The sequence below is a fragment of the Oxyplasma meridianum genome (assembly GCF_038024865.1).
Classification (GTDB): domain Archaea; phylum Thermoplasmatota; class Thermoplasmata; order Thermoplasmatales; family Thermoplasmataceae; genus Oxyplasma; species Oxyplasma meridianum.
The window spans coordinates 1,207,008-1,232,284 of record NZ_CP133772.1 but is presented as its reverse complement, the minus strand read 5'-3'; the positions used below and the strand labels follow the sequence as shown (position 1 = coordinate 1,232,284).

General features: G+C 41.1%; 32 protein-coding genes and 2 tRNA genes. 27 read left to right on the top strand and 7 right to left on the bottom strand.

The genetic code is table 11. From position 1 onward, the window contains the following. Positions 1-31: 31 nt before the first annotated feature. Complete coding sequence (locus OXIME_RS06550; protein ID WP_393971047.1) at positions 32-421, top strand: 30S ribosomal protein S6e; 390 nt, start codon at positions 32-34, stop codon at positions 419-421. Continuing rightward, a complete protein-coding gene (gene eif2g / locus OXIME_RS06545) occupies positions 421-1,644 on the top strand; it encodes a translation initiation factor IF-2 subunit gamma (protein ID WP_393971046.1) in 1,224 nt (407 codons plus the stop codon). The genes OXIME_RS06550 and eif2g overlap by 1 nt, the downstream gene beginning before the upstream one ends. Here the strand turns inward: eif2g and OXIME_RS06540 are convergent. Then, a complete protein-coding gene (locus tag OXIME_RS06540; protein ID WP_393971045.1) occupies positions 1,628-2,293 on the bottom strand; it encodes an endonuclease III domain-containing protein in 666 nt (221 codons plus the stop codon). The two genes, eif2g and OXIME_RS06540, sit on opposite strands and share 17 nt — an antisense overlap. 105 nt (positions 2,294-2,398) lie before the next feature. On the opposite strand from OXIME_RS06540, the gene OXIME_RS06535 reads away from it, so the two are divergent. After that, the gene (locus OXIME_RS06535; protein WP_393971044.1) at positions 2,399-3,691 is read left to right on the top strand and encodes an FAD-dependent oxidoreductase; all 1,293 of its coding nucleotides are present in this window, start codon (positions 2,399-2,401) and stop codon (positions 3,689-3,691) included. A gap of 28 nt (positions 3,692-3,719) precedes the next feature. On the opposite strand, the gene OXIME_RS06530 is transcribed toward OXIME_RS06535, so the two are convergent. Beyond that, positions 3,720-3,941 carry a hypothetical protein gene (locus OXIME_RS06530; RefSeq protein WP_393971043.1) on the bottom strand — a complete coding sequence of 74 codons (222 nt, stop codon included), beginning with the start codon at positions 3,939-3,941 and terminating at the stop codon, positions 3,720-3,722. Positions 3,942-3,971: 30 nt separating this feature from the next. On the opposite strand from OXIME_RS06530, the gene OXIME_RS06525 reads away from it, so the two are divergent. The 3 genes from OXIME_RS06525 to OXIME_RS06515 are packed head-to-tail and all read left to right on the top strand — an operon-like array spanning position 3,972 to position 6,039. After that, positions 3,972-4,769: an electron transfer flavoprotein subunit beta/FixA family protein gene (locus OXIME_RS06525; RefSeq protein ID WP_393971042.1), complete on the top strand. Its 798-nt coding sequence runs from the start codon at positions 3,972-3,974 to the stop codon at positions 4,767-4,769. After that, positions 4,770-5,816 carry an electron transfer flavoprotein subunit alpha/FixB family protein gene (locus OXIME_RS06520; protein WP_393971041.1) on the top strand — a complete coding sequence of 349 codons (1,047 nt, stop codon included), beginning with the start codon at positions 4,770-4,772 and terminating at the stop codon, positions 5,814-5,816. A gap of 52 nt (positions 5,817-5,868) precedes the next feature. Next, on the top strand, positions 5,869-6,039 hold the full coding sequence (locus OXIME_RS06515; RefSeq protein WP_393971040.1) for a hypothetical protein: 171 nt from the start codon (positions 5,869-5,871) through the stop codon (positions 6,037-6,039). Here the strand turns inward: OXIME_RS06515 and OXIME_RS06510 are convergent. Together OXIME_RS06510 and OXIME_RS06505 are read right to left on the bottom strand one after the other, a co-directional pair. Then, on the bottom strand, positions 6,027-8,048 hold the full coding sequence (locus tag OXIME_RS06510) for a threonine--tRNA ligase (RefSeq protein ID WP_393971039.1): 2,022 nt from the start codon (positions 8,046-8,048) through the stop codon (positions 6,027-6,029). The genes OXIME_RS06515 and OXIME_RS06510 overlap by 13 nt on opposite strands. Positions 8,049-8,219: 171 nt before the next feature. Then, positions 8,220-9,437: a glycosyltransferase gene (locus tag OXIME_RS06505; protein ID WP_393971038.1), complete on the bottom strand. Its 1,218-nt coding sequence runs from the start codon at positions 9,435-9,437 to the stop codon at positions 8,220-8,222. A 780-nt stretch (positions 9,438-10,217) separates the two neighbouring features. Between OXIME_RS06505 and OXIME_RS06500 the strand changes: the two genes are divergently transcribed. The 4 genes from OXIME_RS06500 (at position 10,218) to hutH (ending at position 13,423) form a co-directional block, all read left to right on the top strand. Beyond that, on the top strand, positions 10,218-10,895 hold the full coding sequence (locus OXIME_RS06500; protein ID WP_393971037.1) for a triose-phosphate isomerase: 678 nt from the start codon (positions 10,218-10,220) through the stop codon (positions 10,893-10,895). A 133-nt stretch (positions 10,896-11,028) separates the two neighbouring features. Next, positions 11,029-11,688, top strand: a complete 660-nt coding sequence (locus OXIME_RS06495) for a hypothetical protein (protein WP_393971036.1) — start codon at positions 11,029-11,031, stop codon at positions 11,686-11,688. A gap of 43 nt (positions 11,689-11,731) precedes the next feature. Then, positions 11,732-11,805: transfer RNA gene (locus tag OXIME_RS06490), tRNA-Gly, on the top strand. 103 nt (positions 11,806-11,908) lie between these two features. Next, entirely contained in the window at positions 11,909-13,423 is a 1,515-nt protein-coding gene (gene hutH / locus OXIME_RS06485; protein ID WP_393971035.1) for a histidine ammonia-lyase, read from the top strand. Positions 13,424-13,619: 196 nt separating this feature from the next. On the opposite strand, the gene OXIME_RS06480 is transcribed toward hutH, so the two are convergent. The 3 genes from OXIME_RS06480 to OXIME_RS06470 all read right to left on the bottom strand — a co-directional run bounded on the left by OXIME_RS06480 (position 13,620) and on the right by OXIME_RS06470 (position 15,842). Beyond that, positions 13,620-13,693 (bottom strand) — tRNA-Lys (locus OXIME_RS06480). Positions 13,694-13,779: 86 nt separating this feature from the next. Beyond that, positions 13,780-14,898: a pyridoxal-phosphate-dependent aminotransferase family protein gene (locus tag OXIME_RS06475; RefSeq protein ID WP_393971034.1), complete on the bottom strand. Its 1,119-nt coding sequence runs from the start codon at positions 14,896-14,898 to the stop codon at positions 13,780-13,782. Continuing rightward, complete coding sequence (locus OXIME_RS06470; protein ID WP_393971033.1) at positions 14,895-15,842, bottom strand: NAD(P)-dependent oxidoreductase; 948 nt, start codon at positions 15,840-15,842, stop codon at positions 14,895-14,897. The genes OXIME_RS06475 and OXIME_RS06470 overlap by 4 nt, the downstream gene beginning before the upstream one ends. A 359-nt stretch (positions 15,843-16,201) precedes the next feature. On the opposite strand from OXIME_RS06470, the gene OXIME_RS06465 reads away from it, so the two are divergent. The 17 genes from OXIME_RS06465 (at position 16,202) to OXIME_RS06385 (ending at position 25,276) form a co-directional block, all read left to right on the top strand. Then, positions 16,202-17,374, top strand: a complete 1,173-nt coding sequence (locus tag OXIME_RS06465; protein WP_393971032.1) for a DUF1015 family protein — start codon at positions 16,202-16,204, stop codon at positions 17,372-17,374. A gap of 246 nt (positions 17,375-17,620) precedes the next feature. Beyond that, positions 17,621-18,610 carry a 50S ribosomal protein L3 gene (rpl3p, locus tag OXIME_RS06460; RefSeq protein ID WP_393971031.1) on the top strand — a complete coding sequence of 330 codons (990 nt, stop codon included), beginning with the start codon at positions 17,621-17,623 and terminating at the stop codon, positions 18,608-18,610. A gap of 2 nt (positions 18,611-18,612) precedes the next feature. Continuing rightward, positions 18,613-19,371 carry a 50S ribosomal protein L4 gene (gene rpl4p / locus OXIME_RS06455; RefSeq protein WP_393971030.1) on the top strand — a complete coding sequence of 253 codons (759 nt, stop codon included), beginning with the start codon at positions 18,613-18,615 and terminating at the stop codon, positions 19,369-19,371. Continuing rightward, positions 19,371-19,622, top strand: coding sequence for a 50S ribosomal protein L23 (locus OXIME_RS06450; RefSeq protein WP_393971029.1), 252 nt, complete (start codon positions 19,371-19,373; stop codon positions 19,620-19,622). The genes rpl4p and OXIME_RS06450 overlap by 1 nt, the downstream gene beginning before the upstream one ends. Before the next feature lie 9 nt (positions 19,623-19,631). Further along, positions 19,632-20,324 (top strand): 50S ribosomal protein L2, encoded by a 693-nt coding sequence (locus tag OXIME_RS06445; RefSeq protein ID WP_393971028.1) that lies wholly within the window; start codon positions 19,632-19,634, stop codon positions 20,322-20,324. After that, entirely contained in the window at positions 20,324-20,779 is a 456-nt protein-coding gene (locus OXIME_RS06440) for a 30S ribosomal protein S19 (RefSeq protein ID WP_393971027.1), read from the top strand. The genes OXIME_RS06445 and OXIME_RS06440 overlap by 1 nt, the downstream gene beginning before the upstream one ends. Positions 20,780-20,785: 6 nt before the next feature. Next, the gene (locus tag OXIME_RS06435) at positions 20,786-21,238 is read left to right on the top strand and encodes a 50S ribosomal protein L22 (protein ID WP_393971026.1); all 453 of its coding nucleotides are present in this window, start codon (positions 20,786-20,788) and stop codon (positions 21,236-21,238) included. After that, positions 21,235-21,891: a 30S ribosomal protein S3 gene (locus OXIME_RS06430; RefSeq protein ID WP_393971025.1), complete on the top strand. Its 657-nt coding sequence runs from the start codon at positions 21,235-21,237 to the stop codon at positions 21,889-21,891. The genes OXIME_RS06435 and OXIME_RS06430 overlap by 4 nt, the downstream gene beginning before the upstream one ends. Next, complete coding sequence (gene rpmC / locus OXIME_RS06425) at positions 21,884-22,054, top strand: 50S ribosomal protein L29 (RefSeq protein WP_393971024.1); 171 nt, start codon at positions 21,884-21,886, stop codon at positions 22,052-22,054. Before OXIME_RS06430 ends, rpmC begins: the two co-directional genes overlap by 8 nt. After that, entirely contained in the window at positions 22,055-22,354 is a 300-nt protein-coding gene (locus OXIME_RS06420; protein WP_393971023.1) for a translation initiation factor, read from the top strand. It abuts the gene before it with no gap. After that, positions 22,354-22,653: a ribonuclease P protein subunit gene (locus tag OXIME_RS06415; protein WP_393971022.1), complete on the top strand. Its 300-nt coding sequence runs from the start codon at positions 22,354-22,356 to the stop codon at positions 22,651-22,653. Before OXIME_RS06420 ends, OXIME_RS06415 begins: the two co-directional genes overlap by 1 nt. Then, positions 22,650-22,976 (top strand): 30S ribosomal protein S17, encoded by a 327-nt coding sequence (locus tag OXIME_RS06410; protein ID WP_393971021.1) that lies wholly within the window; start codon positions 22,650-22,652, stop codon positions 22,974-22,976. The genes OXIME_RS06415 and OXIME_RS06410 overlap by 4 nt, the downstream gene beginning before the upstream one ends. After that, positions 22,973-23,371: a 50S ribosomal protein L14 gene (gene rpl14p / locus OXIME_RS06405; protein ID WP_393972258.1), complete on the top strand. Its 399-nt coding sequence runs from the start codon at positions 22,973-22,975 to the stop codon at positions 23,369-23,371. Before OXIME_RS06410 ends, rpl14p begins: the two co-directional genes overlap by 4 nt. A 9-nt stretch (positions 23,372-23,380) precedes the next feature. Continuing rightward, complete coding sequence (gene rplX, locus OXIME_RS06400) at positions 23,381-23,896, top strand: 50S ribosomal protein L24 (RefSeq protein WP_393971020.1); 516 nt, start codon at positions 23,381-23,383, stop codon at positions 23,894-23,896. Further along, entirely contained in the window at positions 23,880-24,587 is a 708-nt protein-coding gene (locus tag OXIME_RS06395) for a 30S ribosomal protein S4e (protein WP_393971019.1), read from the top strand. The genes rplX and OXIME_RS06395 overlap by 17 nt, the downstream gene beginning before the upstream one ends. Further along, positions 24,587-25,105 (top strand): 50S ribosomal protein L5, encoded by a 519-nt coding sequence (locus OXIME_RS06390; protein WP_393971018.1) that lies wholly within the window; start codon positions 24,587-24,589, stop codon positions 25,103-25,105. Before OXIME_RS06395 ends, OXIME_RS06390 begins: the two co-directional genes overlap by 1 nt. Before the next feature lie 9 nt (positions 25,106-25,114). Beyond that, positions 25,115-25,276 (top strand): 30S ribosomal protein S14, encoded by a 162-nt coding sequence (locus OXIME_RS06385; protein WP_393971017.1) that lies wholly within the window; start codon positions 25,115-25,117, stop codon positions 25,274-25,276. Position 25,277: the final 1 nt, after the last annotated feature.

Below are 25,277 nucleotides of genomic sequence, written 5' to 3'. Positions count from 1 at the left end.
TATTCAAAATCATTGTGGAGAAAGTGTAGATATGGCAAACTCAGTTGCAATAATAGCCGACCCGAAAGATGGTAAAACATACAAGAAAGAGGTGAGTCCGGAAAGCTTGAGTTCTCTGGTTGGAAGAAAGATAGGAGATGAAGTGGACGGAATCTTCTTTGAACTTCCAGGTTACAAGCTTAGAATAACAGGAGGGAGTTCCATAAGTGGATTTCCCATGAAATCTGATCTTCAGATTTCAGGAAAGAAAAGAATCCTGAGGAAATACAGCATAGGAAGAAGATCAAAGGCAGGATTGAGGAAGAGGGTCACGTTCAGAGGTTCAATAATAGGGACAGATATATCACAGATTAATCTCAAAGTAATCCAGTATGGGCCTGCTGCCCTTGGAGAAGAGAAAGAAACCAAGGAAGCCAATTGATGTTACCTCAGCCATCAGTAAACATAGGAATGGTGGGCCACGTTGATCATGGGAAAAGCACCCTGACCAAGGCCATAACCGGAACTAAGACTGACATTCACTCTGAAGAGATAAAGAGAGGAATATCTATAAAACTTGGATATGCAGATACACCAGTATATAAATGCAAAAATGAGACTGGTGAAGTTTACTACTCTTCAAAAAAGGAGAATGAAAGCTGTGAACTATCAAGAGTCATCTCATTTGTGGATGCTCCAGGGCATGAGACCCTTATGGCAACAATGCTCTCAGGATCTTCTATAATGAACGGGGCACTACTTGTAATAGCAGCTAATGAAAAGTGTCCTCAGCCCCAGACCAGGGAGCATTTAACAGCTCTGGATATTATGGGTATTAAGAATTTGATAGTTGTACAGAACAAGATTGATCTTGTAACCAGGGAAAGGGCACTGGAAAGTTACAATGAGATTAAAAAATTTCTTAAGGGAAGTGTAGCCGAAAACGCACCAGTAATCCCTGTGAGTGCATATCACAACACAAACCTCGACGTGCTGCTTGAAGCAATAGAACAGAACATAAAGAGTCCAACTTTTGATCCTGCTATAAATCCCCGTATGTATCTGGCCAGATCTTTTGATGTGAATAAACCCGGAACTTCTATAGAGAACCTGAAAGGGGGGGTTCTGGGTGGATCCCTGGTCGAAGGTATGATTCAGATAGGGGATGAAATTGAGATCGCCCCTGGTATCCAGACTGGCAAAGGAAACAAGCAGGTCTGGGAAAATGTCATAACTGAAGTTGTTAGCCTCATGTCCGGAAAGAATTCTTACAAGACACTTAAGCCTGGTGGACTTGCTGCAGTTGGTACAAAACTTGATCCTTTCCTCACAAAGGGGGATTCTTTCACTGGACGGATTGTTGGAAAAGCCGGCAAAGTTCCCCCAACCGTATTCGGAATGACGGTTGATGTCCATCTTTTAAAAAGAGTGGTGGGCTTTCAGGAAGATCTGAAAGTTGAGTCAATTAAGAGCAAGGAGAGTCTTATGCTTACCGTTGGCACAGCAAACACTGTTGGGGTTGTTACCTCCGCAAGAGACACAAGTGCAGAAATATTGCTGAAATATCCTGTTGCAACATATTCAGGTGAAAGGATTGCAATTGCAAGACGAATTGCAAACAGATGGAGACTTATCGGTTACGGAAACATCAAGGACCTGCAGTGATAAAATAGTTACAAACTGATTTTACAGGACATTCTGCACATAATGGTTTTGTTTTGCAGTGATCTTTCCCCAGATAAACCAGCATGGCGTGCAGGTTTCTCAGCATATCTCCATCATTTCCAAGGTTTTCATATACTAAACCCTTTATTGCGTCAATGGGAGTTGAATCGCCTGTTATTCCAGTTCTTGAGAAAATTCTCATGGTGTATTTGTCAACAACAAAAACTGGTTTTTGAAGGGCGTAAGAGAGAATAGAGTCCATTGTTTCCCTCCCTACTCCCTTTATATTCTTAAGGAATAACTCCAGTTCATCAACCGGTTGTTCAGACATTTTTTCCATTGTTGAATATCTTTCCGTAATAATATGTGAAATGTCTACCAGCCTTTTTGATTTCTGGTTGTAGAATCCGGAACTTCTGATTATAGGTGCAAGTTCCTTAGGGTCAAGGGAGGAAATGGCTGAAAGACTGCAAATATTTTTCTTCTTAAGATTTTTGATGCACTTCTCAACATTAGACCAGGAGGTATTCTGTGTGAGGATAGTTCCTATAACCACCTCATCCTTGGTCTCTGCTGGCCACCAGTTGAGAAATCCGTATCTATTTAGAAGAAGTGAATATACTGATCTGATTTTCCAATTGTCCTGCATATAATGATAAGAGAAATTTATGAAGGTTTAAAACCATTTGTTGCATTTTGCCCAATCTTATCAATACTGGAAAATTATTATTAATTATATGGGCATACAGAAGCAATGAGCGAATTTGATGTTATAGTTGTGGGAGCCGGTCCCGCAGGATCATCTGCAGCCATTCGTTTAGCATCCAAAAAAATGAATGTTCTTCTTGTTGAGAAATCAGATCCTCCAGGAACGAAGAACGTCTCCGGTGGAGTTCTATGGGGACATGAGCTGGATAATATTATTCCCGACTGGGAAAAAACAGCACCTGTTGAGCGATATGTCAAATCAAAAACAGTAGGTTTTCTTACGGAGGATTCCAGCATAAATATAGATTTCAGGTCAAGAAAGTTCGATGAGAACAAATCCGGATATACGGTACTCAGGGTAAAACTTGATCAGTGGCTTGCAAAAAAAGCTTCAGAATCCGGAGCAATGCTTGTAAACGGGGTTACAGTGGATAAACTTGCCATGAAAGATGGAAAGGTGATAGGAGTGGAGCAGGACGGAGATACTATCACTGCAGATACTGTAATTCTTGCAGAAGGAGCAAACCCCAGGGTTGCTATACAGTCCGGAATAAGGGAACCTCTAAAGGATCGTGATGTGGCAATAGGTGTAAAAGAGGTCATAAAACTCCCGGAGGATAAGATAAACGAGAGATTCAACCTGAGAGGCAAGGAAGGCTTTGCGGGGGAATATGTTTTTGGTTTCCTGAAGGGTGGTGTTGAAGCAGGGGGTTTTCTATATACAAATAAAGATAGCATATCACTGGGCGCAGTTGTATCCATGGAACACCTGAGATCAAATGGCAATACACACTCATTTGATATAATAGAGCAGTTTAACTCCCATCCTTCCATTGCACCTCTCATTGAAGGTGGGAAAATAGACGAATATAGCGCTCATATGGTTCAGGAAGGGGGGTTCGGTTCAATACCAAAACTGTTCGGTGATGGTTACATGATCGCAGGTGATGCCGCAGGTTTTTCATTCAGCAATGGCTTAGTCCTGCAGGGTATGAATTACGCAATCCAGTCCGGGATAACAGCCGCAGACACATTCATGGAACTCAAGGAAAAGGGAAACTACAGTGACAGCGCACTCTCGCTTTACCAGGAGAAACTCCAGAAAACATTTGTATTGCAAGATATGATAAATTTCAAAGGCATAGAGAACGTAACATGGGGGAATCTCATCCATCAGCACCTTCCAAATATTTTGGAAAGTGTAATGCTGGAGATATTCATGGAAAACGGAATGCCCAAGAGACATATGTACAAAATACTTATGGATGCAATGAAGAAGGAGAATGTAAGCAGTTCAAAAATGATTTCAGAGTCATTTAAAATGATAAGGAGGCTATAATATGAAAATTGAAGATAGATTATCTCTATTAAACTATAAGACCGACAAAAGTTTTGCCCATATTACAGTGGATCACAACATATGTGAGACATGCCCTGATAATTTTTGCACTTACGCATGCCCTGCCAGGTGTTACACCCTGATTGAAGGGAAACTTAATTTCAAGTATGAAGACTGTGTGGAGTGCGGTACATGCGTTGTGGCATGCTCCCATGGCAGCGTGAGCTGGAACAATGTCAAGGGTGCCCATGGAGTCAAATACAAGTACGGGTGATTATAAATGGCACTGAAGTTAATGGTACTGATAAAACAGGTTCCCGATGCAGAGGAAATCTTCATCGATCCGGTTAAATTTACACTGAACAGATCGCAGGCGAGGGGTATTATCAACCCTGCAGATGAAAATGCCATTGAAGCTGCACTGAAAATAAAGGATGAGGTTGGCGCTGAAATAACTGTAATGACCATGGGCCCTCCCGCTGCCGAAACAGCACTTATAGAATGTATGGGAAGAGGTGTGGATAAAGGCATACTCATAACAGACAGAGTCTTTGCAGCTGCTGACACCTGGGCAACTTCTCTGACACTTGCTGCTGCATTCAATATATTAGGTGATTTTGATATTATATTTGCTGGTGAAAGCACATCCGATTCTGGGACAGGGCATGTTGGACCAGGGGTTGCCGAATTCTTGGGTATTGATCAGGTTACATATTCCGTAAATTCAAAAGTTGACGGAAAGAATGTGATAGTTGAAAGAAGCCTTGAAGATGGAACTGAAGTTGTAAGTGTCCCCATGCCCGTTCTAATTACCACACTTATAGGTTCAAATATTCCAAGAAGATCTACACTCAGGATGAAGATAGATGCCCTGAAGAAAGGAATCACTGTCCTGGATCATGATAAACTGAAACTACAGCCGGAATGGGTGGGGATTAAGGGTTCACCAACCATTGTTGGGTCGCTTAAAATACCGGAGGAGAAAAAGAGAGAGGGGAAGAAATACGAAGTTGAAGATATACCAAAGCTGGTTGACGACCTTATTGAAAAGGGTGCAATTAAGATAGGTGAGGCTTAAATGGTAGAACTCAGAGGGTGTGACCCCCCAAAGAATCTGGATGAATACAGGGACGTTTTCGTATATGTCCAGCACAAAAATGGAAAAATAGAGAGAGGATCTCAGGAAATGCTTGGGATGGGCCGTGAGCTGGCTGACAAGCTTGAAGAGAAACTTGTAGGCATAATGGTTGGATCCAATCTGGAAAAGGTTGCAGACGAGGCCGCAAACTACAATTGCGATACAGTAATTGGAATTGAATCCCCGGACCTCAAGTCATTCAGCAGCGTAGCTTTTTCTCACTTCATCTCTGAAACAGTTGAGAGCTACAAACCAAACATATTCCTTATGTCAGGCACAAGGGAAGGAAGAGACCTGGTATCGAGAATCGCCATAAGATGTAACACAGGGGTTGCTGCAGACTGCATAGAACTTGATGCGGACAAACAAAACCGCCTTCTTATCGCCTGGAGGCCATCATTCGGAGACAAGACTATAGATCAGATTCTCTGCAGGAAACACAGGCCACAGATGATAACTTCAAGACCAGGGAGCTACAGGTTGCCTGAAAAGAACAGAAGGAAGGATGTGAAAATAGACATACGTAAAGTCAATGTTCCCGATAGGATGAAAACTGTGAAGGTGCTGGAATTTAGGCCAAAAGAGGCACTGGATCTCACAACTGCAAAAACTGTTGTTTCAGGTGGCCTTGGTCTTGGAAAACCGGAGGGTTTCAAATATCTTGAGCAACTGGCCAATGAACTGGGAGGGGTTGTTGGGGCATCTAGGCCCGTTGTTGATCTGGGATGGATTCCTTATGATCACCAGGTAGGCCAGACAGGAAGAACGGTCAGGCCAAACCTGTATGTTGCCGCTGGCATCTCCGGGAAAATTCAGCATCTGGTAGGTATGAAGGACAGTAAGTTCATAGTTTCAATAAATACCGATCCTGACGCTGAGATTGTCAAATACTCTGATTTTTACGTACACGGAAATCTATACGATGTACTTCCGAAACTGACCGAAGAGATAAGTAAAAGAAAATCAGGTACTAAAAGAAAAGCATAATCAATTTTTTATAAAAAATACTTTAATATACATCCATCATATATTTTATACAGTGCAGAGATCCATCGTTGTATTAAGAATAAGAAGGGATACAAATTTTACCATAAGGCAGATGGAGGAGAAGATGATTCAGTACAGTAAATCCCACAGCGATAGGGAAATGTTCTTTGACGGAGACAGGTATGCCCTATGTTCAATTCAGAAAAAAGGTCAGAAGAACTGATCTATATTCCTGCCTGATATCTCCTTTCCCAATTCTTTGGTAAATTCTTTAAGGTCCATGGTCTTCTGCTGGTCCTTCCTGTTTCTAACGGTTACTGTTCCGTTCTCTACCTCATTCTGCCCCACCACTATTATATACGCAGGTCTCCTGGTCCTGATCATCTTTATTTTCTTGCCCAGTGTCTCTGAAGAAGTATCCAATCCAACCCTGATTCCTTCCTTCAGAAAGTGCGACTGCACTTTTTTAGCATATTCATGGTAATTCTCGCTTACAGGTATTATATAAGCCTGTATTGGGGAAAGCCAGGTTGGAAGTTTGCCTGCAAAATGTTCAAGCACTATTGCCATGAATCTCTCATAACTTCCAAAAATAGCCCTGTGCACCATTACAATGCGCTCAGGCTTGCTTTCACTATTCACATAGGACAGTCCGAAATTCGTAGGCATGAAGAAGTCAAGCTGTACTGTGGAGAGCTGCCACATTCTTCCTAAGGCGTCCCTGACGTGAACATCGATCTTCGGTCCGTAGAAAGCCGCCTCGCCAGGGTATTCCTGATATGTGAGCTGTTCTCTGTCCAGGGCATTCCTGAGTTGTTCTGTGGCACCGTCCCACCCGGTAAAATCAGGTTGGAGGTTTTCAGATCCGCATGAAGGACACAACAGATGGTCCTCCATTGAGGCTTTCCTAGCTTCAATTGTGCTTCCACAGTTTTTGCATCTGTAAACAAGGAGGTAATTTTCCGGATGTTCCTTGTCCATAACAGAAAGATCAAACTTAAGGTCAACATTCCCCAGTATGCCTTTGAATGTCTCCTTTATCATTTCCAGTATGGATGTTATCTCATCCACTATTTGATCAAACCGCATAAACGCGTGACCATCATCAATGGTGAACGCTCTCGGTCTGGTAAGTCCACCAACCTCCCCGGACTTTTCATATCTGTAGACCGTTCCCGGTTCGCTCAGTCTTACCGGCAGGTCTCTGTAGCTGTGCGGTTCCCTTTCAAATATGCTAATGTGCCCGGGACAGTTCATGGGTTTGACACCGTAGCTGTCTCCGTCTTCCAGCGTGAAAACGTACATGTTCGGTTTGTATTTTGCATAGTGGCCGGACTGCTTCCATATAACATCTCTGAATATGTGTGGCGTCCATACATCCTGCCATCCCCTCTGGGTGTTTTTCTCCTTCATAAAAGACATTAACTCGCCCCTTATGATTGACCCATTGGGTGTGTAAAGGGGAAAGCCAGGAGCCCTCTCTGTGTTGAATACAAACAGATCCATCTCTTTCCCAAGTTTCCTATGATCCCGTTTAAGGGCTTCCTCTCTGTTCTGAAGATATTTCTTAAGGCTTTTTTCGTCAGGAAATGCCGTTCCGTATATTCGTACCATGGCGGGTTTCTTATCATCTCCCTTATAGTGGGTGGATGCCAGCGAAATAACCTTCACAGCCTTCAGGTAACCTGTAGACGGGACATGTGGTCCTGTGCAGAAATCATAAAAATCACCCTGTCTGTAAACCGATGATCTTCCGCCTTCAGGAACGTTGTCTATTATCTTGTCAATCTTGTATGGGTTATTAGAAAACATTGATAAAAGTTCATTTCTGTTATATTCTTCCCTTATAATTGGGTAATTTTTTTTCACTATATCCTGCATCTTCTCTTCGATAACCGGGAAATGGTCTGATGATATGGGCTTCATGTCGAAGTCATAATAGAAACCATCTTCTGTTGGAGGACCTGCATTTGGCTTTGAATCAGGGAAAAGTGAAGTGATTGCATGGGCAAGCAGGTGAGCAGCCGAATGCCTTAAAATTTTTATTCCGTCTTCGGAATCAAGATAAACTGCCTGGATTTCTCTATCTGAATCTGCAGTCTGTCTCAGGTCAAAGAGTCTGTTGCCAGATTTTACCGCGATTATACTACTCGATGGTTTTTCCCCCAGAGCCTCAAGATATGTTTGACCCTTCAGGGCAGTGTAAGTCTTCTTTTGTTCTTGTCCAGCCATTGGTTCCGGAACTCTAAAGAATATTTAAGAGAATCGAAAAAATTACAAACATTTTAATTCAATTAACTTTCCAGAGAAATAAATGTGCTGAGTAGATGCATCTGTCCTTTTCAAAATAATGACAGATTGAGGCGAAATGAGTAACGATAAAGGATAATAAATTTCAACGAACTATCTTGAGAGCCAATTTGATGTTTTCCAGTATGTTGCAAGACCATATATTGTAGTTGCAAAAATTATGGCCATTGCAACAGCCCCGTAGGCAAGAGTTTTGAGTCTTTCCGTCCTTATCCTGTCAACTATACCCATAACAAATATCCCGGTTCCGAATAAGTCAACAAATTCCATTCCGATTCTTGAATAAAGAAAAAATCCAACATGGACAAAATGTCTTGCTGTGAAAATGCCCAATACATTGAAGGAGGCAAGATAAGAGGCATTTATTTCAAGGAAATGGTAACCTCTTAAAAGTATGAAAGCCAGAGCTATTATGGGAAGCATATAAGTATATACCAGCTCAAATGTATAAAATTTACCTGCTTTGGCAGCAGTACCATTTGTAAGTTCCTTGCCGAATCTCCTCCATCCTGATCTTGACCACCTTATGTTCTGTTTTACAAATTTGCCCAAGTCCTTTGGGGGATAACTTTCCACCCTGGTATCATAATCTTTTACCGCTAAATAGCCATTCTTTATCACACATCCCGTAAGAAGCCAGTCTTCTCCCAGAACATTTGTCTTCCCTTTTCTGTTTATCCCGAGAAATTCATTTGACATGATAAAAGACCTTATGAGTTCTGTTCTGTATGTTGAACATGCCCCGTCCAGGTTCATAACGCTACCATGTGCTGACATAGCTCTGAAAACCACCTCTCTTGATCTCTCAACGAATTCTGAACAGTATGAAACAGGCGATCCAGTCCTCTTTATACCTATGTTCGCCCCTACCCCACCAACCTTATCATCAAAATGCGATAGCATGTTGGCAACAGCATTATCGGGAAGAATCGTATCGCTGTCCATCAATACGACAAATTGGGTTTTGACATATTTCATCTCTTCCTGCATGGCTTTCTTTTTTCCGCCATGTTCCTTCATAAAAACGAATTTACCTCCTCTTTCCTCGACTATTGTTTTGTAAGGTTCGAGAGAAGAATCACCAACTACCAAGAAGGTACAGCCCTGTTTTTTCACTGAATCTATGCATTCTTTGAAGATCTCTGGGTCTTCATTATAAACAGGAATGGCTATTGTGACTTCGCTCAAATCCACATTATTATTCCTAATTTCCTTAGAATACCTGATTGACCAGTAGGAATTCACCACGTAATATATGAAAGAAACCACCGTTGACGCAATCAAGACTGCGTAAATTAGGAGGTAAATCATAAGATAGAAATTTGATTGCTATATTAACGTTTATTGGTACAGATACAACTGGGATAGAATGGATATCAACATTGGTGATTGCACTATCCTAATCATTTCACAATGTGAAGCGGAATTGCCACAGTGTTGATGTGTTAAAGAGGCTTTAGCGCTCTCTACTAGCTTTTCAAGAAGTTCCCTTATGAATTTAATTGCCATTTCATCTTTGAGATGTCCACTTTTTTGAAACTTGGTGTTGGCAAAACTGATAACTACTTTAGTTTTGTTAACTATTCTTGCGTAAAAGAAAGTAAAGACCTGAATGAGGTGGTATTAATCCCTTGGTTTTCCCTGTATGCACATAGATCCACTCATTAATGCCTCAGGCTTATTGGGAAATTGATTAAGATTTGGAGGTCTTGAAATTTAATCTATAGGGGTTTCAGAGATCCAGGTATTGAAAATTATATCTGGAGTTACCACAGGAAACCCTCTGAATCTTTGATTGCATCTCTGAGATAGGTTATGTGAATATTATCTTTTTTTCTTCGTCATGGTTGTAAAGAGGTATACATGAGATTTTAGCAATTTCAAACCTGGATTATAGAGGCATAGGTCTCTTGGAATCTCTCAAAAGCATTCCATTATAGGATCCTTTTATGAGGGTTCCACCAAATCTTGCTATTTTTATTTTATCTTTATTTCCTGTCATACAACATAAGATCAATTTTTTATTTAATAGGCTATTTAAAGCGAATATAAACGTGAAAGAAAATTTAAAGGTTAGACCAATATTGATCCATGGGAAATCCACATACAGTCATCGTTAATCTAAAAAATTATAAGGAGTCGACAGGGCAGAATCTTATTGGTTTCCTGGGTTCCCTGAAAGGAATAGAAAACGAAAAAAATGTTAGGATTATAATGGCGGTTAGCCCCCTGGATCTCGTAAATGCAAAAAAATATTCTTCTTACGAAATATTTTCTCAGACAGTGGATCCAGTTCCTAAAGGAGCATTTACAGGGAAAATACCTATTGAGGGCCTTTTGGAAATCGATGTAAAGGGTTCTCTGGTGAATCACTCTGAAAACCGGATTGGGTCAGAGAAGATAGAAAGTATAATGGGAATCTCTAAAAAATTAAATTTCGAGACTGTAATTTGTGTCGAATCTCTTGAAGAGGCGCGCAGGTATGCTCCAATGAAACCTGAATTTATAGCTTACGAGCCACCTGAATTGATTGGGGGAGAAGTGTCAGTTACCACGGCAGCGCCCTCCATAATACGCGATGTCGTAGATGCCTGCAGTGGATCTGATGTGAAGGTTCTGGTTGGGGCAGGAGTAAAAAATGCAGACGATGCTAATAAGTCTATTGAACTTGGAGCTCATGGTGTTCTTATTGCATCAGGAATAGTAAAATCCCATGACCCATTAAAATCCCTCAAAGGTATAATTCAAGGAATCACTGATTCATGCTAAATTGTGTTGGGAACACTATTTATATAAAAAAAGCAAATAATGAAGAATGCGAAAGCCTATATAACGCAATTACATTTCACGGACATGCCTTTTCATAGAGAAAGGCGTATATCCAAGCAGTGTGAGATGTGAAATGGCAAAGAAACCTGAAGAACCATTATTTGTGGAACCTGAATTTAACGAGAGGGAATTCCTTGAAACTGAAAAGGATAGGGCGAAAAGTACCATAGTAGTTTTTCTCATAGGTGCACTGCTGGGAATACTTTCAGCCTATCTCGATTTACTCGGATATGCTTATCTTTCTGTACTCTTGATCATTGTATTTATCCTGTTTATCGCCAAGATGCTCCAGGCGATGAATATAAGGATACCAAAAAGAACATCACACAAGTTCTATACATACGCCGTACTTTTTTTCTCATGGCTCATATTCTGGATAATATTCCTCAATGCTCCATTCCACACATTAACTGGTCCGCAGTTTACAAGTTTGGAGTATGATAACTCAGGCACATGGACCGCCGTTCCAAACCACAGTGGAACATATAACGTTCCATCAGGGCCTGTTAGTTACAAAATGTATGCATATTACATACATCCATTTAATGTAACGATGAATTATGTCCCTGCAGGCGGGACTTCGCCTATTTCAATTAGCTCCAATTTGCATAATAATTACCTGTATTTTAATCTAACAGGAAATGCTGGCACAACTTACGATGTTTATATCCATTGGTATAGCAATAGCAATGTTAAACAGACACCTTTTGAACTTACCATATCTGTCTCATGAGAATGGAAAGTTAATTAAAAGCAGAATGATTTCCAACGGAAGGGCAGGTGTAGTGTAGTCTGGTCAGCACGAGAGCCTTCCAAGCTTTCAACCCGGGTCCAAATCCCGGCACCTGCACTATAAAGATTTTTATAAATTATCCTTTCATTACATCATATCGCCGAAAGAGGATAAATAGAGAAACTTGCTTTAGGGAAGAAAGTATTTACATTTGATTTGTGTGATATTCATAGATGGTAACAACCTGACAATAGAAGATGTGTATGCCGTTGCTGTAAACAATGAGAAAATTGGAATCACTGAAGATACTGTCAAAAGAGTTTTGACCAGTCAGAAAAAACTCAGAGACTTAATGAATAAAGGTGGGGCGATTTACGGTGTCAACACTGGTTTCGGTAGTCTCCTTAACGTAAAAGTATCACAGGAAGATGTTCTTGATCTTCAAAAGAATCTCATTCGGAGCCATTCTTCTGGAATAGGAATGCCGCTTGAAAGAGAGTATGTAAGAGCAATGATGGTAGTCAGATTAAATAGTCTATGCAAAGGTTATTCTGCAGTTTCTCCCAATCTCATAAAACACACGTTGGAATTTATCAACAGAGACATAACCCCTGTAGTTCCAAGGTACGGTTCAGTAGGAGCCAGTGGAGATCTGGCGCCTCTGGCCCATGTTGCTTTAACCCTAATGGGAGAGGGTGAGGTATTTTTTAAGGGGGAGAAGGTTCCATCTTCCCAGGCATTGAAAGAAAGCGGATTGGATCCTTACCTATTCCTTGAAAAGGAGGGGGTTGCTTTTATAAACGGAACTTCTACGATTTCGGGAATACTTTCAGTAAATCTTCACAGATCGGCAGAAATAATAAGAAACGCCATACTGTCTGCAGCAATCTCCTTCGAGGGGTTGAAAGGCACCAAGAGAGCCTACACTGGCTGGGCAGTTGAATCAAGACCGCACAGGGGTCAGATAGCAGTTGCAAAGGAGTTTCTAAAAGTTATAAAAGGCAGCAAGATCATAGAGAAATCAACAAAGACAAAAGTACAAGACCCCTATTCGCTCAGATGTATACCTCAGGTATATGGTGCTGTTCTTGACACACTCAATTATGCTAAGACTGTTTTAACAACTGAAATAAATTCAGCTACAGACAATCCTCTCGTAGGAGACGATGAAGTTATATCCGTTGGGAATTTCCATGGAGAGCCTGTTGCACTTGTATCTGATTTTATGGCCATTGCAATGACAGATCTTGGAAATATGATTGAGAGAAGACTGGCACGAATAACTGATGAGAACCTTAGCGGGCTTCCACCTTTTCTTGTTGAGAACAGCGGCCTTAATTCCGGATACATGATTCCACAGTATACTGCTGCAGCCCTGTGTAACAGAAACAAGACTCTCTGTTTCCCGTCCACAGCGGATAATATCCCAACCTCTGCTAACCAGGAGGATCATGTTAGTATGGGTGCAAATGCGGCAATAAAGCTTTCTGAAATAGTAGAAAATGTTAGGCAGATTGTTTCAATAGAATTCTTGCTGGGAACTCAATCCCTGGAGTTTGCAGATGATGAACCTTCTCCTGTTGTAAGAAAAATTTACAACGAAATCAGAAAAAAAGTGCCAAAACTTTCAGTTGACAGGCCCCCATACATTGACGTAGAGACAATTAGCGGGATGATGGACGCTGGTATGTTCACAGATTTACTATTACCAGAAGGAGAAAAGATCCATTTATAGAAGGAAAATGAATATTGATTAAAACATAGTTATTTGCTAGAACCAATAGGAAACTTCTCTAATCACCCATGCACTCGAAACAGGAATATATTATCACTTTTTCTTACGAAGAGATGATAAACCGTGGGATATGGCTTTGCTCGTCTTGATTTTAAGGACCTTTGTTACTAATGAAAAGTTCTGTTAAAAGTTAAAGCGGGTCCGAGGGGGTTCGAACCCCCGACCTATGGATTAAGAGTCCATCGCTCTACCGAGCTAAGCTACGGACCCGTGCCGATGTGCATACAAAGAGACGATTTATATCTTTTCATGCATTTTGAATTATAAATGTCTATAGTTGGGCTATTTCCTACCTCCTACTGGTTTATCATGCCAATTAGTTTTGTATCTTCCGGGGCATCTGAAACGTCCAAACTTTTTTCTAATCCAACTGCATTGTAATAAGCATTCAGGAACCCCACAATGGTCTTCCCATCTACTATCCCAAGATTCCCCACCCTCACTATTTTGTCAGAAAGATCACCCATACCTTTAGCAATTTCAAAACCTGATGACTTCAGTCTGGATTGTAACTCACTAACTGGAATGGGTGGTCTGAATGCAACGACAGTATCTGAATAATTGAAATCTTTTCCAAGAATTTCGGCACCGGTTCCCACAATATTCTGCCGGAGAAACTCCGCATTGGCATAGTGTCTTTTCCAGCGCCTCTCTAAAGTTTCAATGTCAATTATATTGAGGGCAGTATGCAGTGCATTGAAGCTTCCAGTGGAGGGAGTATACGGAGTTTCATGTTTTGCAAGGAAATTGAGTGAAATATTAAGATCCAGATATTGTGGAATCATTTTTCTTGCCGGTGTTTGTTCAGAAAAATCCTTTCCGATTAAGACAATTCCAAGTCCAGGGACGGAGGCAAGGCCTTTCTGGCTGCAAGTTGCTGCAGCATCTATCCCCCAACTGTTAATTTTTATGGGTATTGATCCAAATCCGGAAACGCTATCAACAAGAACCTTTAAACCAAGTTTCTTTCCTTCCCTGGTGATTTCTTCAAGATTTCTGATAGACGTACCATTCCCCGTTTCATTCTGCACAAGAAAAAGTGATGTAATGTTTCTGTGAGAAGAAACAAAACTTTCTATTTCGCCCTTTTTCAAAAAAGAATCTGTGTCTTTTCTTAAAATTTTTACTTCGCAACCTCTTCTTTCAATGCTCTCTATCATCCTGTTCCCAAACTCTCCGAATGTAACGGCCAAAACATTCTCTCCGGGTTCAGTAAAGGAATAAATCATGGACTCTACTGCTGTTGTACCAGATCCAGTTGTCATTACAGATCTTGAAGAATCTCCAAACTTGTTGAGCATGTTCTCAGATTTCTCAACGATTGCCCTAAACTCTCTTGATCGGTGATTCACAACATATGCAGCTGATCTTAGCACAGAATCTGGCACCTCCACGGGCCCAGGTATTAGCATCATAATCCTATCTCCTCCCTTTTTTTTATAAGGTTCTCAACTGTGTACTTTGCAACTCTCTTCTGCGCTTCTACAGTCTGTGCGCCTATATGAGGTGTAATTATTACGTTTTCCAAAGAAATGATCTCATTTTCCCATTCATTATTTGGTGGTTCATTCCATGTTACGTCTGCAGCATAACCGGCAACTTTACCGTCTTTCAATGCCTGTAGCAGAGAAGGGCCATCTATAAACTCTGATCTGCTGGTATTTACAATATATGATCCGCGTTTCATCATTCCCAGTTCATTTTTCGATATCAATTTAGCACCACCATCAGTAAGAGTTGCCTGCAAAAATATAATATCGGATTTCTCAAGCAGATCCTTCAGCGATACGTAGGAACCCCCAATTTCTTCCATAGTTTTTTGGTTATGGTAAATGTCGTAGGCTATTACCTTTAAACCCATGGCCTTCAGGACCTTTGCAGTGGCGTAACCAATTCTTCCAAATCCAATTATTCCAGCGGTTTTTTCGTATAATTCTGTTCCCGTATCCTTTTTCCAAATATTCTCTTTGGATTTTCTGTCCAAAAACGGAATCTTTCTTGTGAGTGATAGGGCTAGCCCAATGCTTAATTCAGAAACAGATTGTGTGGAAGAACCAGCCGCTGTGACAATATGGATACCCTTCTCTTTAGCAGAACTCACATCAATGTTGTCTGTGCCTATACCAGCTCTCGCTATTATTTTCAGCCTTTCAGCTTTTTCAAGAACCTCATGTGTTACTTTTGTCCGGCTCCTCACTACCAATACGTCAAAGATCTTGACTTTATCCTTTAGTGTTTCTGCATCAATTGTGGGTTCATAGGAAACTTCAAAATGGTTGGAATTTAATTCTTCAATCATGAGATTATCCACAGGATCTGAAACCAGTGCCCTCAAAATGGCATTTACTCTATCTGACATATCTGCGTGAAATCTTTTTTTTATTTAATTATGGCGATGATTTATTCCTTAAAATGTCGGATAAAAAATAGTACTACTCAGAAGTATAAAGTTAAAAAGATTTTAAAAACATATAAAACAAAGCAGAACAGAAATAACTAAGTCCTATGGGATGCGACATTTTGACGGAAGTCCGCTGAAAAGTAGTTTATTCTCATACCATATTCTGAAGTATGATTGAACATGGGGGCTGCTTTTCCAACACCTTAAAAAACGAACCTTATTCTTTTGATCCTGATTACTTGCACGGAATCCATATGGGAGATATTTCACAAGGTAATTCCGCTATATTGCAACAGAACAGCTTGGGAGTAATCTAAATGGTGAAAATAAGGCCTTTCAATCCCCTGTACTACTCGGGCGATTATGGCAGGGCCACGTCTCCGCCATTTGATTCAATAAATAAAGAAGAGGAAAAACGTTTGAAGGAGTACAGGAATAATATAACATATCTCACCCTGCCAGAAGGTAATAATTATGCTGAATCCAGAAAGAGGATAAGAGAATGGATTGATACTGGAATCCTGGTAGAATGGAAAAAGCCCTGCTTTGTAATAGTAGACCAATCATTCCGCTTCAGAGAACACACGTTGAGGCGAACAGGGCTAATCTCTCTGGTTGATATATTTCCCGATGACTCATCCATTAACCCCCATGAAAAAACCTTCCCCGGACCTGTTCAGGAAAGAGTTAAAGTTCTTGGTGAACTCAAGGCTCAGCCTGAGCCAATATTCCTTACACTGGAAAATTATGGACTCGAGCCTCTTCTTCAAGGGATAATAATTGGGAGAAAGGAAAACTTCTCCTTCACTGATGGAAATGGTTCTCTGAACTCTGTATATTTCATTGACAATAATGATGAGATAAACAAAATAACCAATTTACTGAAACTAGATTCAGCTATGGTAGCAGACGGGCATCACAGACTGGAGGCTTCCAAGAAGCTGGCCAGCGAAAGTCATGGCGTGGAGAAAAGTTTCTGGAGTTCAGTTATGGCGTATATAACTTCAATGGAAAGCCCTGGCCTACTAGTTTCAGGCATCCACAGGATAGTTAAAACAAAAATTGACAAAGATAGGTTCCTGGAAAAAGCAATTAAATACTTCATTATAGATGAGAATCCCCCTGATTCTGGAAACGACTTTATTACACTTTTTATTGACAGATTTTATTATCTTTCCCCTTCACACTGTGAATTTTCTGAGGATATGGATCAATCGTATTTATCCCCAATCCATATTCTTAACAATATTATTTTCAGAGAAATTTTAAGACTTGACCCTGGAAATATCAATAGGGATATGGAGTTCACACACGACGCGGATTATGCAGTTGAACAGGTTAGAAAAGGGATGGCTTGCGCAGCTTTTATAATGCCTGTCTGGGATCGCGAAAAACTTTTCAGTCTTGTGCTTTCAGAAGGAGTTTTGCCTCAGAAATCAACATATTTCCATCCAAAAATATATTCAGGAATTGTGCTTCGGTCTCTATGAATAAGATGATATGTACCTATACGTCGATCTTTGATAAGTAAATCTTCAGCAAACTGATCAGGGCTTGATAAAATATCAAAATGAATTGTAATTGCGGTCCTAAAATTCTGATAAAGGTTTAAATATCTTCTTAACTTTACTTCTTACTTAAAACCATACATCTAAGGGCAATGCTACAAGGCAACCCTGCAGTTCTGCTGTATTATGGCAAAAACAAAGGTGTAACGGTTGGAATGGTGAAATAAAATGGCAACGCCACATCACCCCAGACGGGGGTCAATGGGATATTACCCTAGAGTACGCGCTAAGAAAATGCAAGGATCTATAAGATCATGGCCAGAAAACGAAAGCCAGACAAAGATCCAGGCATTTGCAGGCTACAAGGTTGGAATGACACACGTGGAGATGGTAGATTATAGGAAAACCAGCGTTACTGCCGGACAGACTATAGCTTCAGCTGTAACTGTGGTGGAGGTACCTCCCTTAACCGTAGCAGGATTCAGATATTACGATGAAGATGATACAGGACTGGCAGTAGTTTATGAAAAATGGGCGGAAAAGCTCGATAAAAATCTAATGAAGAGAATTACAACACCGAAGAACAGAAAAGAGAAACCAAAACCAGAAAGTGTGACAGAAGTCAGGTTAATAGTTCACACAAATCCCTCTGAACTTACAGGTGTATCATCAAAAGTTCCGGACATTTTTGAGATCAAACTCAGTGGGTCCAAACTTGAAGATAAAATGAAATATGCCGATGAGAAACTGGGAAAGGAGATCAGGTTTGACGAATTTTCCAAAGCTGGTAAATTTGTGGACGCAATAGGCGTGACAAAAGGAAAGGGTTTTACAGGACATGTTGAAAGGTTTGGAGTAAAACTCCTGCCAAGAAAAAACAGGAAGCACAGAAGGATGATAGGTACACTTGGCCCATGGCACCCGGACTGGGTCAGGAACACTGTGCCACAGGCAGGACAGATGGGAACACATCAGAGGACTGTCCATAACATCAGAGTTATCAAATATTCAAAGAAGGAAGAGAATGATGATATAAACGTTAGCGGTGGATTCCCAGGATACGGTCTAGTGAGAAGTGATTATGTTCTGGTTCATGGATCAATTCCAGGTCCTTCAAAAAGGCTGATAAAATTCAGAGATCCTGCCAGACAAACTACACCTGATGTGGAGAATCTGGTGGTCAGCTATGTGTCAAAGGAATCTAAACAGGGTGATTAAATATGAAAAGTCAACTTTATAACTTGGAAGGGGAACTGACAGAAGAAATTGAACTCCCCGAAGTTTTCCAGTTTGTGCCAAGAGAAGATCTAATAAGGAAGGCATTCAGGGCAATTTCCCTTACCTTGAGGCAGCCATACGGGTCTTCCCCACTTGCAGGTACTCGAAGGGTGGGTCATAACGCTGGACCTGGACATGGAAGTTCAAGGCTTCCGAGAACATCAGGTTCATCAACGGCAGTGCTTTTGGCCCATGTGGTAAAGGGAAGAAGTGCACATTCTCCAAGGTCCAATAAGGTATTGTTTAAAAAGATTAACGATAACGAAAGGAAAATCGCAATTAAGAGTGCAATAGCTCTGACAGCATCGGCTGAACATGTGAAGAAAAGAGGTCATAAAGTTCCGGAGGAATTAAAATTCCCAATAGTGGCTTCAGATGACATACAGAAATTCAGTAAGGTTTCTCAGGCTATGAAATTTCTTGAGAATCTTGGTCTTGATGAGGATATTGAAAGGTCAAAATTCGGAAAGAAAATCAGGGCCGGGAGAGGTAAAATGAGAGGTAGGAGATACAAACAGCCCAGGAGCATACTGGTCGTCGGAACAGACAGATCGTCACTCAGGGCCTTTGAATCTCTTCCCGGTGTAGAAGTAGCCACAGCTGATAGCCTTAGCATAAGAAAACTTGCTCCAGGCGGAAACGGAGGCAGACTTACAATTTACACAAAGTCGGCAGTATCACAATTAGGGAGGCAGAATTGATGCATCAGATCATCTACAGTCCAATAGCAACCGAAAAAAGTATGTTGCTTATGGAGAAAGAAAATAAGATAACATTTGCGGTTTACAAAAACGCAACAAAAAAAGCCATAAAGGAAGAGGTCGAGAGAAGACTTGGAGTAAAAGTAGTAGATATAAACATACTTATAGTCAGATCAGGAAAGAGGGCGATAGTGAAACTGGACAAGGAGTATTCTGCAGACGAGATAGCCGGCAGGATAGGAATATTCTGAGGGATTAAAATGGGAAAACGAATCATACCGCAAAGAAGAGGAAGGGGAGGACTTGTTTACAGGAGTCCCAGCCATAAACATGTAACGGATGTAAAACACCCGAAAGACGGGAAATATACAATAAAGGATATAATACACGCACCTGGACGTAACGCACCGCTGCTTGTGATTGAGAGCGAAAATTTGACAAAAGATTACCAGATAGCTTTCAATGGAGCTTACTGCGGGCAGACTGTAACTGTTGGAAAAGAGGGAGAAAATTTGCCAGGAGTCACAACATTTATCGGGCAGATACCTGACGGGTCTTATATTTTCAACATAGAAAGCATGCCTGGTGATGGTGGGAAATTCTGCAAGACAGCAGGTTCCGCCTCTCTTATAGTCAGTCATGGTGCCATGGTCACTGTTAAGCTTCCATCAGGAAAAATAAAGTCATTTAATCCCCAGTGCAGAGCCACCATAGGCGTAGTATCAGGATCAGGAGCCAAAGATATTCCGGTTTTAAAGGCAGGAAGAACTGCACATTATTTCCAGAGCAAAGCAAAGAGACCATATAGCGTCAGAGGCGTTGCGATGAATGCAATCAACCATCCACACGGAGGGGGAAACCATCAGCATGTGGGTCGTCCAAGCACAGTAGGCAGGGGAACCCCGCCAGGTAGGAAAGTGGGAAGACTCTCACCGAAAAGGAGGAAGAATTAATGGCAACAAAAAAACAGGCTTCCGTTAAGTCTATAAAAAGAAAGGCACGAAAGTCACAGAAAGTAATAATGGGAAGATCAAAGGAGTTCATGTTCAGGGGGTTATCTCTTGAGGAACTCCAGAAGATGACTCTTGAAGAGGTAATAAAAATCCTTCCATCCAGATCAAGAAGGTCGCTTCTTAGAGAAAAGAATTACGAACAGAACCTGGTCTACCAGAAACTCGAGAACGATGATGAAGTACTAAAAACACATGTAAGAGATGTCATAATATTACCAAAGGCTGTTGGGAAAGTTGTAGAAGTATACAACGGAAACAGTTACATAAAATTCGAGATAAAACCGGAAATGATAGGCCATTATCTTGGAGAATTTGCAATGACAAGGAAGGAGGTCAAACACTCTGGACCTGGTGTTGGAGCAACACGTTCCTCGAAATTCATGCCACTGAAGTGATCTAAAATGAAAGGATATTCAATTGAAAAAATACCTGAGAAAAGCGCAATTGCCAAAATCAGGGAAGCGGATATATCGGCAAAAGATGCAATAAACATTGCTCATTTCCTCAGAGGAATGGATCTGGAAAGGGCCAAGACAACAATTGAGGGCGTGATGAAAAAGGAGATACCTGTACCATATTTCAGGTACCTGGATTCAGTTTCCCACAGGAAGGGGCAGGGACCGGGAAGATACCCTATAAAGGCAGCTAAAGCATTCAACCAGCTTCTGCTAAACGTGGAGGCTAATGCTGAATTCAAGAGCCTTGATACAGATAATCTTAAAATCGTACATATTGCGGCAACAAAAGGAAGAATGATTAAGAAATTCACTCCTAAGGCATATGGGAGGGCAGGGGCGAATTTCAAAGACCTCATAAATCTTGAAGTTGTAGTTATGGAGGAAGAGGAAGCATGAAAGAGAGAAAGTTTGTGGCGGAATCAGTCAAGAAACTACTGATCACCGAATATATAAAAAGAGAGACTGATACAGCTGGCTTTGGAGGCCTCGAAATGAGAAGAACTCCTTTCGGAACAAACCTGACTCTTCAGGTTAATAAACCAGGTCTCGTGATAGGGAGGCATGGAAGCAAGGTCGCTGAAATTACTGATACCCTGGAAAAAAAATACAAGGTAGAATCACCTCAGATAGAGGTCAAAGAAGTGGATAATCCAGACCTTAACCCACAGATCATATCAAAAAAGATAGCAATATCTCTTGAAAAAGGGTGGGCATACAGGAAAGCCGGAAACACTACTCTGAGAAGAATAATTGATTCTGGAACAAGAGGCGTCATGATAAAGATAGGAGGGAAGATATCTGGTGAAAGGGCAAGAAGCCAGAAATTCATGTATGGTTCAATAAAGTATTCTGGCGAACCTGCAAGAAGCGGAATGGATAATGGTTTCTCAGCCGCAAAACTAAAGCAGGGAATTATAGGTGTAAATGTCAGAATTTTGAAGAATGACTATAGACTCCCAGACGACATAAAGATTCCGGATAAAATTATAAAATCTACAATGGAGGGAAAAGATGGAAACAAAGGCGAAACAACTGAGAAAAATGAGTAATGATGAAATAATGGAAAGACAGAAGTCTCTTGAGGAATCACTGCTCAGGGAAAGATCTGCCGTAGCTATGGGAGGAGCCCCTGCCAGCCCAGGAAAGATAAGATCCATAAGAAGGCAGCTTGCCAGAATATACACAGTTCTGGGCGAGGGGGAAAAGAATTAGATGAAGGATAAAAATTTCACAGGAATACCAAAGGAACTCCAACCTTGGGACGGTTTCAATAGGGATACACAGTCAGTAAAGGTAAGTGTTGACAAAAGAAGGTATGGTAAAAACGTGACCATAATTGAAGGCATTGACCCAAAACTGGAAAACGTTGACGATATTGCTAAAATCCTCAAACGTAAAGTTGCATCCGGTGGGACTGTAAAGGATGGAAAGACCATAGAGCTTCAGGGAGATCATAGAGATTCTGTGAAAAAATATCTGGATGAAATGGGCTTCAAAACGGAAGTGGTATGATGAACGCATCACTGCAACTGCATACAGGAGAATTCATGGGAGAAACGCTGGAAGTAGTAAGAAGCAGTAACAGGTGCAACCTTGGAATAAGGGGTATTGTAGTGATGGAGACCAGAAACACTTTTGTACTGAGGAATAACAGGAAATATGTAATACAAAAAAAAGGAACGGATTTCAAGATTAAAGGGAAAAATGGAAACTTTCAGGTTCTCAGAGGCGATTTAATCGCACTCAGACCTGAGAACAGGATAAAAGAAATCAGAAGAATTGAGAAAATGTTAGGAGGAAGAAAACAATGAGTAGAAATATAGGGCTTGATGTAACACCACCTAGAGAGGAATGCACAGATAAAAAATGTCCATTCCACGGTGACCTCTCTATAAGGGGTCAGATTATCACAGGCAAGGTGGAATCTGCATCAATGCTGAAAAGTGCAGTCATAAGAAGAACGTACAAAAAAAGCTTAAAGAAATACGAAAGGAAGATGACCCAGTTTTCTGAATATCATGTTCATGTTCCGGACTGCATTAAAGTGCAGCCTGGGGACATGGTAAAGATCGCTGAATGCAGGAAACTGGCAAAGACAATCTCATTTGTGGTTGTGGAGAGGATGCCGCAATGAGAGGAATAGCCGGAAGACAACACAGAGGTCTCCCTCTCGGAGCCACTATGCCATGCGCTGACAACAGTGGAGCTAAAATAATCAGCCTTATTGATGTAAAGGCTTATCACGGTGTTGCAAGTAGGATACCTGCAGCCGGTGTTGGTGACATGTTCATAGCAGCCGTCAAGAAAGGAACTCCTGAGATGAGGGCAAAGGTTGTTTACGCCGTAGTCATAAGACAGAGAAGGCCATACAGAAGATCTGATGGCACTATGATAGAATTTGAGGAGAATGCTGCAGTACTGGTCACACCGGAAGGAGAGGTAAGAGGTTCAGAGATCAAGGGTCCTGTTGCTAGGGAAGCTGCCGAAAGATGGCCGAGGATAGCTGCAATAGCCTCAACTATAGTTTAGGTGTAGAATATGAAATCAAAAGTAAATGTATCATTAAGTAAAGATTTGAGAAAAAAATACGGTATTAGGAGCTTTGCCGTAGTTAAAGGCGATATAGTCACTGTAAAATCAGGAGGAAAAAAATCAGAGGGCGGGAAGGTTATTGATGTGGATCGAGTTTCCGGTAAAATATCCATCGAAGGAATAACAATCGCAAAAGCAGATGGAAAGCAGAAGGAGTATTACCTGGATCCCAGAAATATCAGAATAACAAGACTTGATCTTTCAAAGCCGGAAAGGCTTCAAAGACTGAAATTTCTTGCAGGGCAGAAGAATATTCAGGTGGAGGATGTCCCCGAACCAATTGACACCACTGCAACTGAGTCATCCCCAGTTCTGGAGGAACAAAACGCTTCAGAAGAAGAACAAAAAGTTTCTGGAGAAGAGACGGAAAATGAGGAATCAGAAGAAGATGACCATAGCCTGACACTGGAGGATCTTGACGAAAAAGATAGTGAGGAAGAGACCGATGATAACAAAAACTAAACGACAGATGGTATCGAGAGAGGTAAAAATACCCAGAAAGGTACACTTCTGGGGCGCCACACCTGCCCCCGGAAAGCATAACGCAGTAGACAGTATTCCATTGCTTACTGCATTGAGGGATTACCTCAAAATTGGAGACAAAGAGCGAGAAGTCACCAGGATACTTAACGGTAAATTTGTAAAGGTTGATGGAAAAATTGTAAAGGAGAGAAGGTATCCAATAGGGTTTATGGATGTTGTATCCATAGAAGGGCAGGAACATGACTACAGGGTTCTGTATGATAACAAAGGTAGACTGACTCTAACTGAAGACATGCAGAAGAATGCCGGGACAAAACTAGCCAAGGTTGAAGATAAAAAAACAATTCGTGGTGGAAAAATTCAACTTATCCTACACGACGGACAGAATATAGTCACTGAAGATCAAGGTATAAAATCAGGTGATGTACTAGTTCTCAAGATACCAGAAAAACAGATACTTCATACTCTTAAATTCCAGGTGGGAAACAAGGCGTTTCTCACCGGAGGATCCCATGTGGGAAAAGTTGTAACTGTAAAGAAGATTGAAATAAAGGAATCCTCACACGCCAACATGATCCATTTTGAGGAAGGTTTTGCGACAATTACTGACTATGTATTCATAATAGGAACACCAAAGTTCACATTTGAATTCAACGAGGTGGCACAATAATGGCAGATAAAAATCAGATGGAAGAGATATCTATAGAGAAAGTGGTCCTTAACATTGGAGCAGGATCGGCTGGGGATCGCCTGGTAAAGGCACAGAAAGTTCTGGAAATGCTAACAAACCACAAACCTGTACTCACGACATCTAAAAAGACCGTTCGAGATTTTAATATAAGAAAGGGACTCACTATAGGTACCAAGGTAACCCTTCGAGGGGAAGATGCGGAGGACTTCCTCAAAAGAGCATTCTTTGCCAGAGACTACAAGATCCAGAATTATTCCTTCGACAAGCAGGGTAATGCATACATGGGCATCCCTGATTATACGGATTTCAAGGGAATGAAGTACGATCCTGATATCGGAATATTCGGTATGGATGTGGCTATAGTTTTCAAAAGGAAGGGCGGCTACAGGCTCTCCAGAAGAAAGATTGCAACAAAGAGACTTCCGGACAAAATCAGGGTGAAAAAAGAGGAATCTATGGAGTACCTGAAAGACAAATTCGGGGTAACTATACTTTAAGGTGAAAAAATGGCTCAAATTAAATTACAACCTAAAAAGAATTTCGGCAGGAAGAATGGGTGCCTAAGATGCGGCAGAAAGAGAGGCATGATAAGAAGATATGGGCTAAGACTGTGCAGACAGTGCTTCAGGGAGACAGCTCCGGAACTTGGATTCCGGAAATACAGTTGAG

Coding starts and splice junctions, on each gene's coding strand:
- OXIME_RS06550 (WP_393971047.1), top strand. CDS start 32: ATGGCAAACTCAGTTGCAATAATAGCCGACCCGAAAGATGGTAAAACA.
- eif2g (WP_393971046.1), top strand. CDS start 421: ATGTTACCTCAGCCATCAGTAAACATAGGAATGGTGGGCCACGTTGAT.
- OXIME_RS06540 (WP_393971045.1), bottom strand. CDS start 2,293: ATGCAGGACAATTGGAAAATCAGATCAGTATATTCACTTCTTCTAAAT.
- OXIME_RS06535 (WP_393971044.1), top strand. CDS start 2,399: ATGAGCGAATTTGATGTTATAGTTGTGGGAGCCGGTCCCGCAGGATCA.
- OXIME_RS06530 (WP_393971043.1), bottom strand. CDS start 3,941: ATGGGCACCCTTGACATTGTTCCAGCTCACGCTGCCATGGGAGCATGC.
- OXIME_RS06525 (WP_393971042.1), top strand. CDS start 3,972: ATGGCACTGAAGTTAATGGTACTGATAAAACAGGTTCCCGATGCAGAG.
- OXIME_RS06520 (WP_393971041.1), top strand. CDS start 4,770: ATGGTAGAACTCAGAGGGTGTGACCCCCCAAAGAATCTGGATGAATAC.
- OXIME_RS06510 (WP_393971039.1), bottom strand. CDS start 8,048: ATGGCTGGACAAGAACAAAAGAAGACTTACACTGCCCTGAAGGGTCAA.
- OXIME_RS06505 (WP_393971038.1), bottom strand. CDS start 9,437: ATGATTTACCTCCTAATTTACGCAGTCTTGATTGCGTCAACGGTGGTT.
- OXIME_RS06500 (WP_393971037.1), top strand. CDS start 10,218: ATGGGAAATCCACATACAGTCATCGTTAATCTAAAAAATTATAAGGAG.
- OXIME_RS06495 (WP_393971036.1), top strand. CDS start 11,029: ATGGCAAAGAAACCTGAAGAACCATTATTTGTGGAACCTGAATTTAAC.
- OXIME_RS06475 (WP_393971034.1), bottom strand. CDS start 14,898: ATGATGCTAATACCTGGGCCCGTGGAGGTGCCAGATTCTGTGCTAAGA.
- OXIME_RS06470 (WP_393971033.1), bottom strand. CDS start 15,842: ATGTCAGATAGAGTAAATGCCATTTTGAGGGCACTGGTTTCAGATCCT.
- OXIME_RS06465 (WP_393971032.1), top strand. CDS start 16,202: ATGGTGAAAATAAGGCCTTTCAATCCCCTGTACTACTCGGGCGATTAT.
- rpl3p (WP_393971031.1), top strand. CDS start 17,621: ATGGCAACGCCACATCACCCCAGACGGGGGTCAATGGGATATTACCCT.
- rpl4p (WP_393971030.1), top strand. CDS start 18,613: ATGAAAAGTCAACTTTATAACTTGGAAGGGGAACTGACAGAAGAAATT.
- OXIME_RS06450 (WP_393971029.1), top strand. CDS start 19,371: ATGCATCAGATCATCTACAGTCCAATAGCAACCGAAAAAAGTATGTTG.
- OXIME_RS06445 (WP_393971028.1), top strand. CDS start 19,632: ATGGGAAAACGAATCATACCGCAAAGAAGAGGAAGGGGAGGACTTGTT.
- OXIME_RS06440 (WP_393971027.1), top strand. CDS start 20,324: ATGGCAACAAAAAAACAGGCTTCCGTTAAGTCTATAAAAAGAAAGGCA.
- OXIME_RS06435 (WP_393971026.1), top strand. CDS start 20,786: ATGAAAGGATATTCAATTGAAAAAATACCTGAGAAAAGCGCAATTGCC.
- OXIME_RS06430 (WP_393971025.1), top strand. CDS start 21,235: ATGAAAGAGAGAAAGTTTGTGGCGGAATCAGTCAAGAAACTACTGATC.
- rpmC (WP_393971024.1), top strand. CDS start 21,884: ATGAGTAATGATGAAATAATGGAAAGACAGAAGTCTCTTGAGGAATCA.
- OXIME_RS06420 (WP_393971023.1), top strand. CDS start 22,055: ATGAAGGATAAAAATTTCACAGGAATACCAAAGGAACTCCAACCTTGG.
- OXIME_RS06415 (WP_393971022.1), top strand. CDS start 22,354: ATGAACGCATCACTGCAACTGCATACAGGAGAATTCATGGGAGAAACG.
- OXIME_RS06410 (WP_393971021.1), top strand. CDS start 22,650: ATGAGTAGAAATATAGGGCTTGATGTAACACCACCTAGAGAGGAATGC.
- rpl14p (WP_393972258.1), top strand. CDS start 22,973: ATGAGAGGAATAGCCGGAAGACAACACAGAGGTCTCCCTCTCGGAGCC.
- rplX (WP_393971020.1), top strand. CDS start 23,381: ATGAAATCAAAAGTAAATGTATCATTAAGTAAAGATTTGAGAAAAAAA.
- OXIME_RS06395 (WP_393971019.1), top strand. CDS start 23,880: ATGATAACAAAAACTAAACGACAGATGGTATCGAGAGAGGTAAAAATA.
- OXIME_RS06390 (WP_393971018.1), top strand. CDS start 24,587: ATGGCAGATAAAAATCAGATGGAAGAGATATCTATAGAGAAAGTGGTC.
- OXIME_RS06385 (WP_393971017.1), top strand. CDS start 25,115: ATGGCTCAAATTAAATTACAACCTAAAAAGAATTTCGGCAGGAAGAAT.